Source organism: Microcoleus sp. PH2017_34_RAT_O_A (genome assembly GCF_020737885.1).
Lineage (GTDB): Bacteria > Cyanobacteriota > Cyanobacteriia > Cyanobacteriales > Microcoleaceae > Microcoleus.
Genome location: NZ_JAEQDD010000131.1, coordinates 1 through 14468 on the forward strand (window position 1 = coordinate 1; position 14468 = coordinate 14468).

Genomic DNA, 14468 nt, shown 5'->3' on the forward strand with positions numbered 1-14468 from the left:
TTCTCAGATTTAGGCTCATGGCAAGAAACCGGGTTTCTACGAGTTTTTCGGTTGGGTGACGAGAAATATAGAAAGAAACCCGGTTTCTCAGATTTAGGCAAGGGCCAAGAAACCGGGTTTCTACGAGTTTTTCGGTTGGGTGACGAGACATATAGAAAGAAACCCGGTTTCTCAGATTTACGCAAAATAGATCTCAAATGGGTTGTATAGAATGCGTCAGCTTGGGTTCGATCGCACTTCAACGCAACTCACCCACCCTACCAAAAACTACGATCGCAACAACCGACGCATTTCCAGCTTATAAGCCGCATTATTCAAACCCTCACCGCTAGCCAGATCCGGATCAATAGCCTGGGAAATCGCAGCAATTCGATCGCTAGTCGCCGGGTGAGTGCTCAAAATACTTGGTGGAGAAGGCTTATTTAGCAACTTCTTCATAAAATCAACCATCCCAGATTGAGCGTAGCCCGATCGCCCCATAGTTTGCAAACCCAACTGATCCGCCTCATACTCAGCTTGACGGCTGTGAGGGCGACGCAAAGCCAACTCCACCCCAATCTGTACCGCCTTAGAACCATCCAGCCCAGTCGCCGAAGCAACACCAGATGCGATCGCCATTTGACGCATTTGCTTAATCGAATGGCGAGCACTAATATGCCCGATTTCGTGCGCGATCACGCTTGCTAATTCCGCCTCATTATCCGCCGCCGCCATCAAACCCTTATTCACATAAACAAAACCGCCCATCGTCGCAAAAGCATTAATATTGTTATCATCAATCACCTGAAAAGTATAAGGAATATCCGGGCGATCGCTTTCTTGGGCCAGCCGCTGACCGATGCGGTTGATGTATGCTGTAGTAGCCCGATCGCGATCGATCTTAAACTCCCTACTCGTCAACTGCTGATTGATTTGTCGGCCAACAGTCACCTCCTGGCGATCGGACATATTCGACAATTGAATAACTTGAATCCCCCGCAAAATCAGTTCCGGCAAAGAAAATGCTTGAGTCGGTTGTGGGGAAATCACGCAGATACCCGCAGCCACAATCACCGACAGAAATAGATAAATCCCCCGGCCACAACTACGCCGACAAGTCAACCAAAAACCTTTTAACATGATTTATACGCCCTAGAAGAAGGAAGAAGGAAGAAGGAAGAAGGAAGAAGGAAGAAGGAAGAAGGAAGAAGGAAGAAGGAAGAAGGAAGAAGGAAGAAGGAAGAAGGAAGAAGGAAGGAAGAAGGAAGAAGGAAGAAGGAAGAAGGAAGAAGGAAGAAGGAAGAAGGAAGAAGGAGATAAGATGTCGGTTGAAACCGAATCTACAAAAACAAAGTCCGCTAGGGTGCAGCGACCTGTGCAAGGCGAATATATTCGTAGGGGCGAAGCATGACCGCAGAAAATAGGAGATTATAACTAATAACTTATATGCGGTCATGCTTCGCCCTCTTCCTTGCGCCAGATGCACCCGTCCGCGAAACGCGAGACTCAAGAAAATAATGTAATTTCAACCGTCGCTTCTTCAACCTGCGGAGGCAGGTTTTGTTTGTATAGACGCGGTTTCAACCGCCCGGTCTTTTTTTTTAGGAAAAACTCAAAAAGTCACTAAATCGGCAGACGAAATATAACGCTACTTAGTTGCTATTTTAACTTGTTCCTAAATTTTAACCACTCTCCCCTCTCCCCATCTCCCCCTCTTCCCATCCCCCACTCTCCAAGTCCTGCGGATTTTGGGCGATCGTTGTGGTAATATCTTTTGGCTTGTACAGATACTCCTGTCGCTGTCAGTGAATTAAGTAAGCGATTTATGAAAATTTTGGATTCTCAAGGCCGGTTGTTCGGCAAACTCAGCATTCTAGACGTAGGTGCAGCAATGATTGTGCTGCTAGTTGCAGTCGGCATCTTCTTCTTTCCCGGTACTTCCGGCGGTTCCGTCGCCCAAGTCGGCGGCGCCAGCGTCAAAACCGTAGAAATGGATGCAATTGCGATCGGACTCAAAGGCACAAACTTTCAAGAGTTATTCAAAGCCGGCGATAAAATCAACGTAGTAATCCGCAACCAGCCCTCTGGTCAGATTACAATCAAAGAGGTAAAAACCATAACTAGAACCCTCGCAGTTCCTCAGCCCAACGGCACCTTAAAAGCTGTCCCAGATCCTAGAGAAGAAGAATCTTTCAGCAGAAATATGAGATTTACTCTAGAGGGGAAAGGTCAAATTACTGAAAACGGCCCGGTTTTAGGAAATATGAAAGTCAAAATCGGAACTACTCTCGAACTTGAAGGCAAAAAATACATTTTCAACGCCAGCGTCATCGACGTGCGAGTCAAAGAATAGTCAGTTGACAGTCAAATAGGTACGTAGTTGGGCTTCAGCCCTCTTTACACATATATTTAAAGAGGGCTAAAGCCCAACTACGTACCTTGATTAATTTTGAGCGATGCTTTCATCTCCCGACAATAAAACTACCCTGCTTCGATTTCAACGCCAGCGTCATCAACGTGCGAGTCAAAGAATAGTCAGTTGACAGTCAAATAGGTACGTAGTTGGGCTTCAGCCCTCTTTACACATATATTTAAAGGAGGCTCAAGCCCAACTACGTACCTTGATTAATTTTGACAGTTGCGTCCCAGACACGAGCAGACCTTCTTCTTTCCTCGAACTTGGAACCTCTATCCGTGACATCCGTCAAATCCGTTACAGAATTGGTTGCCGAACTTCTTTACTCTTAAGAAAACAACCTTAAATACTGCCGAATTAAACCAATAGTCACAGCCGGAACTTCCAACTGCGGAGTCAAACCCACATTTTCCAGAGTTTGAAAAACCTTAATTGCATCCGGGTTGAGATTAGCCAACCGCTGGCCAATCTCGGGGCTAGTAAACTGAGATTTTTCACCCCAAATAATCGCAGTCGGTGTTGTTAGCTGAGTGATATAAAGTGACAAATCAAAACACAAATCTCCCCGCACAAAAGACAAGGCTGCATATTCTGCATTTGGTTCCAAAGCAGATTGCAGATAAGCATCGACAATTTCTTGGTAGACTCGACGGGAATCGGCAAATTGGCGCTCTTCTAAAAAGCTGCGAATGCCGCCATCTGTGGCAATGCCCGTACTGTAGAGCAAGCGGTCTAAAATTGGAGTGTTGACGAGTTTAGCAAAGAAACTGCTGCCGTAATCTTGTCCGAAGTCTGACAAACCGCTGGGAATCGTCAAAATCAGCGATTTGAACAGATCCGGGCGGGCGATCGCAGCTCGAATCGCGATCGCCCCTGTCAGCGAAGAAGCTATCACATCCGTAGGACTTCCGCAAGTTTTTTCGATAAATTGGATCAGAGATGTGATATAATCTTCGACCTGATAATTTTTTTGGGGATGTTCCGATCGCCCCCAACCGATTAAATCCGGTGCTAAGACTCGATATTCCGCTGCAAAAGCCGGATAAACTTTCGACCATTCGTAGGCACTTGACCCGCCCCCAAAGCCGTGAAAAAATACTAAGTTCGGTTTATTTTCCGAATTTGAGTTCGGCAATCCGATCCAAGGCATTTTTTCAGCAGTGTAATATACCATTCTGCCGAGAGAAGTCACGATCGATCGCTGACCGAAGCCGAGAGGAACAAGCATAAATAAGCCTCAATCGCTGTGAGATTGTAGAGTTTCGCGGGTCGCCTCGTCTTTATTTAAAAAGATTGCAAAGCTGGCGCCGTTTTTGTAAAGATTCAGTATTGATTTCAATCTATTTTAGTACAAGTGAAGCCTGAAACTACACACAGCAACTAAGTTTTGCGATCTGCGCGCTCAGGTTGTGCAGTTATCCTCACCGTTGCAAACTACTTGCGATCGGAGATAATAACAAAATGATGGGTAAGACCCCTCAACACAATCAAGTCGGTTCGCCGACTCCGAAAGCAGGCACTCGGAAAGCAGCGGTATCAGATCTAGCTTTTAATCGCGGCAGGTTTACACCCGAGAGCCGATCGCAAATAATTAATTACCATATTTTACGGAGCAGTGGCTTTTAATGTCGAAGGTTTCTGTTAAAAGGCGGGCGATGGGTTTTCCATACCTCTGATTGCAGGCAATGAAATCACGAGCCTCGCCGCTATCAATTCCAAAACACAAGAAACAACTAATATCAGGGAGGTATAAAAAATGCAACTGCTTAGGAAACGGGATCGCGAGGGTTTTATGGTTGATGCAAAAAGTCTTCTAGCTGACGGGTTTGCAGAGTTTGATACTGCCTGTCGAAGCATGGATTTAAACGGCAAACAGACATTTGTCGCCACTCCAGAACGATCGGGTTCAGGGTTAGATGTGCGATCGCGCGTCAGCGCACCGGGAATGGTTCGCCTAGCTTTAGAAGAATTGAAATGCTTTGAAGTAGTAGACAACCAGTTTGCCCATTGGGGAGTGACTTTTAGCAATGCCGTCGCCATCCAACCTTCAAACCCAGCATTCCTAACGGTTTCTGGCTCAACAGTGTTAATGGGTGCCCCAAAAAGCGGACTAATAGAAGTAAGTTTCAAGTATCCAGTTCGCAGCGTAGCAGGACTTGTCACCAGTTCGCGGCGAACGGTTTTATCTGCTTGCGACATCGACGGTAACCCGATCGTTCAAGATGAAATGCCGGCGCCCAATCTGGCAGGGTCTAATTCTCCGATCGCGCCTAACACACCCCTGCGCGTCAAAGCCCCAAATATTCATCGCATTACATTTTATGCTTTTGACGGTCAGCTAATAGTCGATGACTTTATTTTTGGTCTGTGAAACCATGCCATAAGTATCGTCCCAAGTCTGCAAACCTTCAAGAATGGCATTGCGGACTATAGCCTCGGGTTCCCGACTCAACATCAGGCGAAAGCACTCGGCAGCCCGGGAACGGGCGCTCCAACTTTTGACAGAAGTCACGCGGTTAAACCCACCCTGATTCACCAAATCGGTCATTTGCCGCACTGCAATCAAACGCTTCACAGGGTCAGCATCAGTCAAATCTCCCAAGATCCGATCGAGCGCTGCTTCATCTTCATCTTTTGAGGATCCCAGACTCAGCGCTTGGCGCAGCAACAGCCCTGCAATCGCGATCGTGCCAAAATTCTGCAAAATCAGGCTCAAAGCCATCCAGTGGCTCTCAGAGTCCGCCCAAATCGCCAAACTCATGTAAGCACCCAAGGTAGCAATCCCGCCGGCGCCTACTGCTAAAACCAACCGGCGGTTCGGGCTCTGCCAAAATTGCTCGGCTTTCGATCGCAGCAATTGCCATTCCCCGGACTGCCCTCGGTAAACCAGCATCATCGCTGCGATCCCCAACCCTGTCGAAAGCAATAACTGACTGTTCCACCACCCCCAAACTGCTGCCAGGGTGAAAGCCGCCAACCCACCTTTCGATCGACTCAAACGCGGTAGCAGCCACTTGAGAAAGGCGCTAGAAACCACAGGCGATCGAGCTCGATTGTTCTTGCCATCCACCCTCCGGCGTCTTTTTTCGGCTCTGGCTGGGGTTTCCTGCGGGCGATCGTCTAGACTGCTAAATGTCCTCAAAGCTCCGGCCTCAGTCATTTCTAAGGAGATCTCGCTCAAAGGAAGCTGACCTAGTTGCAAAGTGCGATCGGACTCTTTCGTTACGGTTTGATTCAGCTTAGTTGTAGTTTTTTTAAATTGATTCATAGTTACTTTTTTTACAAATAACTTTAAGTTATTTAGGCGTCTTTTGTACAGATTTTGATTTTTTCCAAACAAGAGTGTGAGACTTTAGAATACCAGAAATATCAACTTGTGGTGAGTGCCACAGATGAGTCAAATTCCGAGAACTTATTACTCGCAAAAGACTGATTGAAGATAGTTGGGAAAAGCACAACAGGTAACGCACGAATATTTCTCACTGACTTTTGAGTTCAAAGGCGATCGGAGTTGGGTGCCGGCAAAAAACACAAAAATTGACAATTTCAGAAATTTCGGGTATTTTGAGTGCTGGAATTCGCCCGCCGAGAACTGCGCGACGAAAATATAGCCTTTTGCCAACAGTCTGGGATCTCGCTACGCCCGGTGTCATACCATTTCCGATTTTAGATTAAATAATTGAAAAATTGGGTAGAATCACTGATTGCGATCGTGGTTGGGATCGGAGGCCTACAGTTGAGAAATGCTTCTGCCATGAATCAAATCATACTTTTTGGATGCTGTGGCCGACACCTACGGCGGTCCGTCCAGCTCGCTGTCAAGCTGTGCAGCGTTTCAAACCAGCCTCATTGGCTAAGATTTTTGAAGAAAATGTCGATCGCCCTCCCAAACTAGAACAAAAGCTGAGTAGGAGTCGAGCGTTGCCAGCAAACAGATGCGTTGCCATCAGCTATAATTTTTTCAGGTAGGGCATTAAATTGGCACGACCGAATCCCATTCCTCGGTACGACCTCGATCGAGTACGACCGCAGAGGATTTCCTTTTTATTTTAGGGAGCGATCGGGCAAAAGTTCCAGTCACTCGGAATCGGACGGCAAAAGTTCCAAGGACGGCGGCATCGCCCGTTAAATAATCCTCTGGAAAGAAACTTCACTTGAGATGGGGTAAATCAACAGTATATAGTTTTCTAACGAATGTTAACATTTGGTAACAAACCGCCTAGATTGAGTGAATGGCATATATACCACTCAGACTCATGAGTCAAATTTCTGGGCTTGCACGCAAACACATATCAGGAAGTTCTCCGATGAAGGCAAGATCAAAAGCATCAAAAACGAAGCAGGACAAAGACTCTACGATGTTGAGTCATACCAGCGCGGTGCAATTGTCGTGGGAACTATTTGCGAATGTCGCGTCAGTTCAACCAAACAGCGAGACGACCTTGCTAGGCAAGTTGAATTTATGCGAGAACGATATCCAGAAGCTGAAATCCTCCAAGGCATCGGCTCTGGACTCAACTTTAAGAGAAAAGGACTGCAAGCCCTACTGGTCAGAGTTATGCGCACAGATCAGCTCAAGATTGTTGTTGCCTGTAGAGACATCTAAAGCAGATTCGGATTTGAGCTATTCGAGTTTATGGTCAAGCAAAACGGTGGAGAACTCCTGGTTCTCTCAAACCCTTTTCACTGCCCTGAAACCGAACTCACAGCCGATTTTCTTGCCATCCTTCACGGCTACCGTTGCCGAATGCACGGCCTCAGGAGCTACAGCCAGAAAATCAAGAAAGATCCGAATATTCCCCAGCCCTGAACAAAAAGCTCTGTTGAAAAGATGGTTCGGTGTTTCCCGATTCGTATTTAATGCAACAATTAAATACTTACAGGAGCCGGGAACCAAAGCCAACTGGCTAACGATCAAGACAGGGATTCTCAACTCATTACCTGACTGGGCGTCATCGGTTCCATTTCAAATTAAATCAATTGCAATTAAAGACGCCTGTCAAGCCGTCAAAAAAGCCAAAGCAGACTTCAAAAAAGACGGACAAGTGCGTCGCTGTAAATTCCGCAGTCGCAAGGATACAAAGCAATCTATTTACATCCCTAAATCTGCAATCAAAGATTGTGGCATCTATCACACAATATTGGGTCGGTCAAAGCTGAAAGAGGCATTACCCAAGGATTTCAGTGACGGACGGCTAATGCTTGCCTATGGCGAGTATTATCTAATTGTCTCCGAAGAAGTGCAGCCGCGTCAGACCGACAACCAAGGTCGCGTGGTTGCCTTAGATCCCGGTGTTCGCACGTTCATGACTTTTATTTCCGAGAGTTCTTACGGATATCTCGGCAATGACTCCAATCTTCAAATCCAAAAACTGTGCTTCAAGCTAGACAGGTTAATCTCAAAAATGAGCGCATCTCCTAGCGCGCAGAAGAAAAGATTTAAAAAGGCTGCTGACAGGTTGAAGTCCAAGGTTCAACACATGGTTAAAGAGTTGCACGACAAGACTGCTAAATTCTTAGTTGATAATTTCGATGTCATCTTATTGCCATCATTTGAATCTTCAAAGATGGTTAGCAAGTCACGTCGCAAAATTCGCTCTAAAACCGTGCGTCAGATGCTGACTTTATCTCATTATCAGTTCAAGAAACATCTTGAATGGAAAGCTTGGGAGTCAGGTAAGGTAGCCCTGACTGACATCAACGAAGCTTATACATCAAAGACAGTTTCTTGGACTGGAGAAGTCAAGAAGATTGGCGGTTCTCGTGTTATTAGAGACCGAGATGGACGCTGCATGAACAGGGATCTAAATGGTGCTCGCGGGATTTTCTTGCGGGCATCGGTTGATACACCTTGGTTGAGAGAACATCTCAGCCTATGTATTTGTTGACGAATGTTAGCAAAAAAGTATCGGTTACGCTAGTGAAGAGAGAAAAGAATAGTTACGATCGAGACTTCATCAGTCCACCTTGTAATTTATTCCTCAGTTATCAAGCCCAACAGTTTTGCATTTTCTGGGAAGCGAGACTCTTGGCACTTCCAACAAGTGGGAAACTAGACCGTCAAAAAGCTTGGGTTTGATGGTAAAAGCCTTACTAATATTATGTAAACACCTTATCGATGGCTCGCCGGAACAATCTTGCAGGAAAACCCATGTCTAGTATGCAAAACCAATTTACGGTTCACTTTTGGGGCGTTAGAGGTAGTATAGCGTCTCCCGGAGCTGAAACAGTACGTTACGGGGGCAACACGCCCTGTATAGAAATGCGAGTGGGTGACAGCCGCCTAATTTTCGATGGCGGTACTGGGTTGCGGGTTTTGGGACAAACTCTCCTGTCGCAGATGCCCGTAGAAGCTCATATGTTTTTTACTCACACTCACTGGGATCACATTCAAGGATTCCCATTTTTTGTCCCAGCTTTTATTAAAGGCAATTGTTTTCACATCTATGGGGCCGTTGCTCCTACTCCTAATCAAGCTACTATCCAGCAGCGACTCAACGACCAGATGCTCCACCCTAATTTTCCGGTGCCCCTGCAAATTATGGGGGCAGATCTGAAATTTAACGATATAGAAGTGGGTGAACCCATGGAAATCGGAGAGATTAAGGTGGAAACAGCTTTGTTGAACCACCCCGGTGAAGCGATCGGCTACCGCGTCAACTGGCGGGGTTATGCGGCTGCTTACGTGACTGATACTGAACATTTTCCCGATCGTTTGGACGAAAATGTGCTGTATTTGGCTCGCGATGCTGAGGTGCTGATCTATGATGCTACTTATACGGATGATGAGTATTATTCGGAAAAGTCTAGCAGGGTTGGCTGGGGACATTCGACTTGGCAGGAAGCGGTGAAGGTGGCAAAGGCTGCTAATGTCAAAAAGTTGGTGATTTTTCACCACGATCCGCTGCACAATGACGAGTTTTTAGACAAGGTGGGAGAGCAAGTGGCTCAAAGGTTCCCGAACAGTTTGATGGCGCGGGAAGGTTTGTCGTTACAGTTGCTGCCTCCTCAAAACAAGGATTTGTCTGAAGGGTCGTCTGAAGGGTCGGTGGAAGCCCCTAAAGTGCCTGCGTGATGGATTTGAGATTGCCAGATGGTTCTTAAACAGTTGACAGTTGACAGTTGACAGTTGACAGTTTGAGAGCGGCATCTACAAGGAAGAGGATGGGAGTAATGAATAGTCTGATTTTTATTTCTCCCTCAAAGAGAGAGGCTTTCAACCAATTCTTTATGGTAAATCTTGAGGTCTGAAATCTAAAATTTAAGTGAGGGCTGACCTGACTCAAAGACGGATACAAGCCCCGGCTTAAGTCGTAGAGAACCAAAAAGTTTAGATCGAAGTTCTAACTCCCAGTATCGATTCTGTGGAGTCAAATCTAAAATCTAAAATCTAAAATCTAAAATCGACTGGCGATCGCAATCTGGCTAAGTATGGCAAAATCTTAAGCGTGTGGATAACTTCTTCTTCAACCGCTGCTCTGACTCCAACTTCTGTTGCCTTGGGAAACTTTGATGGTTTGCACCTAGGGCATCAACAAGTCGTGCAGCCAATTTTAAATCGATCGCCGGGGCTAACTTCTGCGACGGTTTCTGCGTCGGGGCAAAACTTGCGCCCAAACGCTGGCAGAGATCAAAATTTGGAAGGCGAACATCCGGCAAGCTGGGAAAACGACTCAGCAGCACTGCCGGAAACAGCCCGCAGCGCCCTGAATTTCAATGGTGCGATCGTGGCGCACCCCCGGGCCGAGGGCAACAGCCTCTCTGGTCGCGATGATGCTGCGGGCGATCGGCTTTACGGTACTGTGGTGACATTCAATCCCCACCCGCAAGAATTTTTTACAGGTCAACCCAAAAAACTGCTGACACCTCTGGCAGAAAAGGTAGAATTGCTCGCAGCAATGGGTGTCGAGCAACTTGTGCTGCTGCCGTTCGATCGAGAATTGGCAGCATTGACTGCTGCTGAGTTTGTCGAGGAAATTCTGGTGCGGCAACTGCAAGCGAGTCGTATTAGTGTGGGGGTGGATTTTCGGTTCGGACGCGGACGTGCTGGGACGGCTGTAGATTTGCAGTCGATCGCCTCGGGTTACGGTATTGATGTTGCGCTGATACCCCTGCACAATTGCGATGAGGGCGATCGAATCAGCAGTTCCGCGATCCGCGAAGGTTTAGCATCCGGCGACCTCACAAAAGCGAATAAGTTGCTGGGGCGGCCTTACAGTTTAGTCGGGCCTGTGGTGGGCGGACAGCGGCTGGGTAGGACGATCGGATTTCCGACTGCTAATATCGAACTGCCACCGGAAAAATTTTTGCCGCGTTTTGGCGTGTACGCGGTGCGAGTCTCGGTGAAGGATGGAGGCGGAATCATCAAAAAAGATGAAAATTCTGCCTATAAGTGGGAAAATCCCCAATCTCTAATTCCGCGCCAAGCATCAGATTTATCATTCATAAATGGGGTGATGAATGTTGGTTGCCGCCCGACGGTAAACGGTCTACAACTAACTGTAGAAGTTCATCTGTTAGATTGGTCTGGGGATTTGTACGGTCAAACCTTGAGCGCAAGTTTGATAGAATTTTTGCGACCCGAACAAAAATTCGCTTCTCTGGATGCTCTCAAAAATCAAATTCAGGCAGATTGTGATGTTGCTAGAAAGGTGTTAGCTGCCAATGATGAATAGATCTCTTGCAAAAGTTTTTTTAAGCAAAATTTCGGACGGGCTAGAAGCCCATCCCACAAGAAAAATAATTGTGGGATGGGCTTCTAGCCCGTCCTAATTATGAATCCATTGTGTATAGTTTTGCTTGGGCGATTGAAATCGCGTGTATAAAAACGAAGTCCGCGCAGGCTGAGTGAGAATAAAAGAACAAGCAATTAACAACTAGCAATTAGCAATTAAGTAAATCAACGTAATTAAGGTAAAATGCGGAAGGCTAAAAAGCTTCCTTCTTCCTTCTTCCTTCTTCCTTCTTCCTTCTTCCTTCTACATAAAAATCAGGGATATGAGAGAACATATTGAGCGGCTCAAACAAAATCTAGGCAAGACAATTGTCGGTAAAGCGGATGCTATTCGCTTGGTACTTGTAGCCGTGCTTTCGGGCGGACACGCGCTGCTGGAAGACGTGCCTGGTGTGGGAAAAACGCTGTTAGCGAAGTCTTTAGCGCGATCGATCGATGGGAAGTTTCAACGCATTCAGTGTACTCCCGATTTGTTACCAACGGATATCACTGGTACTAATATTTGGAATCCTAGCAGCGGCAAGTTTGAGTTTTTGCCGGGCCCAGTTTTTGCTAATGTTTTGTTGGCGGATGAAATCAATCGGGCGACGCCGCGAACTCAATCTGCTTTGCTGGAAGTGATGGAAGAAAAGCAGGTGACGGTAGATGGAGTTTCTCGGAATGTTCCGGCGCCGTTTTTTGTGATTGCAACTCAAAACCCGATCGAATATCAAGGCACTTTTCCGCTACCGGAAGCGCAGATGGATCGGTTTACCTTGTCTTTGACGTTGGGCTATCCCGCTGCGTCGGAAGAGTTGCAAATGTTGGAAAGGCTGTCTGATACTTTTGCTGTGGAAGATTTGCAGCCTTGTATTTCCTTGGAACAGGTGCAGGAATTGCGCCGTTTGTGCGCTGCGGTGCAGGTGGAAGGCTCTTTGAAGCAGTATATTGTGGATTTGGTGCGATCGACTCGCCAGGATGAAGAGATTACTCTAGGCGTGAGTCCCCGTGGTGCGGTGGCGTTGCACCGGGCATCTCAAGCGTTGGCGTTTATTTCAGGGCGGGATTTTGCTACCCCGGATGATGTGAAGGATTTAGCGCCGCACGTACTTTCTCATCGGTTGATTCCGGCGGGGGGAAGGAAGGCGAAGACGATTGTTGATAAGTTGTTGAAATCTGTTCCAATTCCTTAAAAAGTTACAAATCCTCGATCGCTTTAATTGAAGGAACAGGCAAGATGCCTGTTCCACAAACAATTAATTTTTCTGTATGGTGGGCATCCTGCCCGTCCTGGAGAAATTAATTAATAACGGTGCAAGATGTCAGTTAATAAATACATCTTGTACTATTTTCAAGCACTCTGAAATAGCGCCACTAATTTCTTTGCCTCTAGATCAACATTATGTTGTTGAGCAACCCGTTCGGCTCCTATTTTCCCCATTTCTTCTAGCTTTTCTAAAGGTGCTTCCAATGCCGCACGCATTGCAACCGCTAATGCTTCTACGGAACCGGGAGGAACTAACCAACCGCAAACACCGGGTTCTACGAGCTCCGGGATACCAGCAACATAGGTGCTAATTACAGGTCGATTGAGAGCGAGGGCTTCCATAATTACGACGGGTAAACCTTCAGCAAAACTCGGCAATACCATGGCGCGGGAAGCTAAAATCTCTTTCTGAACTCGATCGCCACTGGCCCAGCCGGTAATTTCTATATAGTTTTGCAGATTGAGTTGTGCAATCTGCTGTTCAATTTCAGCTCGCAGCGGCCCGTCTCCAACAAATACCAATTTAAACTCCAAGCCTTGAACAGCTAGCTTGCTGGCGGCTTCTAGTAGTAACAAATGACCTTTTTGTTCGCTGAGTCTCCCGATGCAGGCTAAGCGGGGTGCTGCGGGTATGGGGACGTGGGGTGCGGCTAAAAATGCTGCATCGACGCCGCAGTGTATGACGTTGATTTTTGACCAATAAGCGCGATCGCACCACCGAAATAGCTGACTTTTGCCGAAGGAACTGACTGCTGCTACAAAGGTCGATCGTTTAATTTTTTCATCTAAGGAAAGAAGTGTAGCTTTATCAAATTCTTCGGGGCCGTGAACGGTGAAACTGTAAGTCGGGCCGCCTAGGACGCGACATAACATTGCAACAGTTGTGGAATTTGTGCCGAAGTGAGCGTGAACGTGTGTGGTACCGGATTCTGCGAACCAGTTTAAAAGAATGCAAGCTTCTGCGAAATAAGCTAGATGCAGCAAAATTCCGCGTTCTGAGTGTAAGCCAACTTTGAACATTAACCGCAAAGCTTCGAGGAATCGAATTGGTCTAGTTGCGGCAGTGCGGAGTAAGCCCAACGCTAAGCCCTGTACGCCAACTCCTAGGATGACTTTGGTCAATTCTTGTTCTTGTTTGTCTGCGCCGTCTACGAGTTCGGATTCGCAGGATCTGATGGAGTAACGCCCGACTTTGAGGCCGCAAGTTTCGACGGCTAGGAGTTCTCTGCGGACGAAGCTGTGGCTGACTTTGGGGTATTGGTTGACTAGGTAGGCGATGTTCATGAACGGGGAGAAATTTTTGTGGTAAAACTCTAAACCAGTCTAGCCTTATGGGAGGTGAAGGGCGATCGGGCGATCGGGAAAGTTTGGGTCAATTAGGTGGATGATTAAAGTCCCCTTGCGGGGAAGTCTGAGCAACTATCAGAATGAATCTGACTGTTATTCAGCATTACGGAAGAGTTTGTTTCCGTCCCCGTTAGGGGAAGTTGGCAGTTGTTTGATTTTTCACTTAAGAAACTCTTGCTTCTTAAGCTTACCAGCCTATCCCTATTTTGTTTAAAATTCAAGTATGTGAAAGTTAGAAGCTGAGTTTTATATCTTTTTCTCAGGGATTTAATAGCTTTTTAACTATTTGTAGATTATCAAAAGACCGATCGACATCTATTTTTGTATGTCTAGTATAATGAAACCGAGAATTAGTTTTTATACTTGTTTTTATACCTGCTTTCATACCTGTTAAGTATCGCGCTATTTGACTTTCATTTTTCAGATTTTTATAAGCCTTCTCCAAGCTTCTATCTCGCCTGTCAGCAATGTCACGAACATAATCAAACAGGCGATCGTGTGGCGATGAGGAACCTTGATATTTTTCTTCAAGATCGACTTTCTGAACCTTTGCATAAGCTTCGATGCAGTGTAAAGCTGAGTAAAAACACATTGTCACTGCCCAATCAGGAAAAGTATCTCTGATACTAAGTGCCGCCTCTTCATTATTCTTAGGGACTTCCAAAAAATAAATCGTCCCGGACTGAATGAACTAAACTGAAGCCATGTTGAAACTTACAGACTCACTCAAAGTGTTATTTAAAGAG

15 protein-coding genes are annotated in these 14468 nt (G+C 46.4%); 9 read left to right on the forward strand and 6 right to left on the reverse strand.

Annotated features, from left to right (window positions below; translation table 11 throughout):
- Positions 1–210: hypothetical protein (locus JGK11_RS29845; RefSeq protein ID WP_293208575.1), on the forward strand; the 210-nt coding region annotated here is incomplete at its 5' end.
- Positions 211–267: 57 nt separating this feature from the next.
- On the opposite strand, the gene JGK11_RS29850 is transcribed toward JGK11_RS29845, so the two are convergent.
- On the reverse strand, positions 268–1119 hold the full coding sequence (locus JGK11_RS29850; protein WP_293208573.1) for a M48 family metallopeptidase: 852 nt from the start codon (positions 1117–1119) through the stop codon (positions 268–270).
- Between the two features lie 685 nt (positions 1120–1804).
- Here JGK11_RS29850 and JGK11_RS29855 point away from each other — a divergent pair.
- Positions 1805–2332, forward strand: a complete 528-nt coding sequence (locus tag JGK11_RS29855; RefSeq protein WP_293174713.1) for a DUF4330 domain-containing protein — start codon at positions 1805–1807, stop codon at positions 2330–2332.
- Positions 2333–2723: 391 nt separating this feature from the next.
- Here the strand turns inward: JGK11_RS29855 and JGK11_RS29860 are convergent, their stop codons facing one another.
- Entirely contained in the window at positions 2724–3623 is a 900-nt protein-coding gene (locus tag JGK11_RS29860) for an alpha/beta hydrolase (RefSeq protein WP_293174716.1), read from the reverse strand.
- A gap of 564 nt (positions 3624–4187) precedes the next feature.
- Between JGK11_RS29860 and JGK11_RS29865 the strand changes: the two genes are divergently transcribed.
- A complete protein-coding gene (locus JGK11_RS29865) occupies positions 4188–4766 on the forward strand; it encodes a hypothetical protein (RefSeq protein WP_293214042.1) in 579 nt (192 codons plus the stop codon).
- On the opposite strand, the gene JGK11_RS29870 is transcribed toward JGK11_RS29865, so the two are convergent.
- Together JGK11_RS29870 and JGK11_RS29875 are read right to left on the reverse strand one after the other, a co-directional pair.
- Positions 4734–5663, reverse strand: coding sequence for a hypothetical protein (locus tag JGK11_RS29870; protein WP_293214044.1), 930 nt, complete (start codon positions 5661–5663; stop codon positions 4734–4736). The genes JGK11_RS29865 and JGK11_RS29870 overlap by 33 nt on opposite strands.
- A 211-nt stretch (positions 5664–5874) precedes the next feature.
- A complete protein-coding gene (locus JGK11_RS29875) occupies positions 5875–6048 on the reverse strand; it encodes a hypothetical protein (RefSeq protein ID WP_293174728.1) in 174 nt (57 codons plus the stop codon).
- A 287-nt stretch (positions 6049–6335) separates the two neighbouring features.
- Between JGK11_RS29875 and JGK11_RS29880 the strand changes: the two genes are divergently transcribed.
- The 6 genes from JGK11_RS29880 to JGK11_RS29905 all read left to right on the forward strand — a co-directional run bounded on the left by JGK11_RS29880 (position 6336) and on the right by JGK11_RS29905 (position 12301).
- Positions 6336–6524, forward strand: a complete 189-nt coding sequence (locus JGK11_RS29880; protein ID WP_293174731.1) for a hypothetical protein — start codon at positions 6336–6338, stop codon at positions 6522–6524.
- Between the two features lie 333 nt (positions 6525–6857).
- Positions 6858–7001, forward strand: coding sequence for a hypothetical protein (locus JGK11_RS29885; protein ID WP_293174987.1), 144 nt, complete (start codon positions 6858–6860; stop codon positions 6999–7001).
- A 46-nt stretch (positions 7002–7047) separates the two neighbouring features.
- Positions 7048–8283, forward strand: a complete 1236-nt coding sequence (locus tag JGK11_RS29890) for a transposase (protein ID WP_293174989.1) — start codon at positions 7048–7050, stop codon at positions 8281–8283.
- Between the two features lie 263 nt (positions 8284–8546).
- Positions 8547–9470, forward strand: coding sequence for an MBL fold metallo-hydrolase (locus JGK11_RS29895; protein WP_293174734.1), 924 nt, complete (start codon positions 8547–8549; stop codon positions 9468–9470).
- A 373-nt stretch (positions 9471–9843) separates the two neighbouring features.
- Positions 9844–11070: a bifunctional riboflavin kinase/FAD synthetase gene (locus tag JGK11_RS29900; RefSeq protein WP_293174737.1), complete on the forward strand. Its 1227-nt coding sequence runs from the start codon at positions 9844–9846 to the stop codon at positions 11068–11070.
- 322 nt (positions 11071–11392) lie between these two features.
- Positions 11393–12301, forward strand: a complete 909-nt coding sequence (locus tag JGK11_RS29905; protein ID WP_293214047.1) for a MoxR family ATPase — start codon at positions 11393–11395, stop codon at positions 12299–12301.
- Positions 12302–12459: 158 nt separating this feature from the next.
- Here JGK11_RS29905 and JGK11_RS29910 read toward each other — a convergent pair whose 3' ends face one another.
- Both JGK11_RS29910 and JGK11_RS29915 read right to left on the reverse strand, forming a co-directional pair.
- The gene (locus tag JGK11_RS29910) at positions 12460–13659 is read right to left on the reverse strand and encodes a glycosyltransferase (RefSeq protein ID WP_293214049.1); all 1200 of its coding nucleotides are present in this window, start codon (positions 13657–13659) and stop codon (positions 12460–12462) included.
- Between the two features lie 322 nt (positions 13660–13981).
- Positions 13982–14386, reverse strand: coding sequence for a hypothetical protein (locus JGK11_RS29915; RefSeq protein WP_293214051.1), 405 nt, complete (start codon positions 14384–14386; stop codon positions 13982–13984).
- Between the last annotated feature and the right edge of the window lie 82 nt (positions 14387–14468).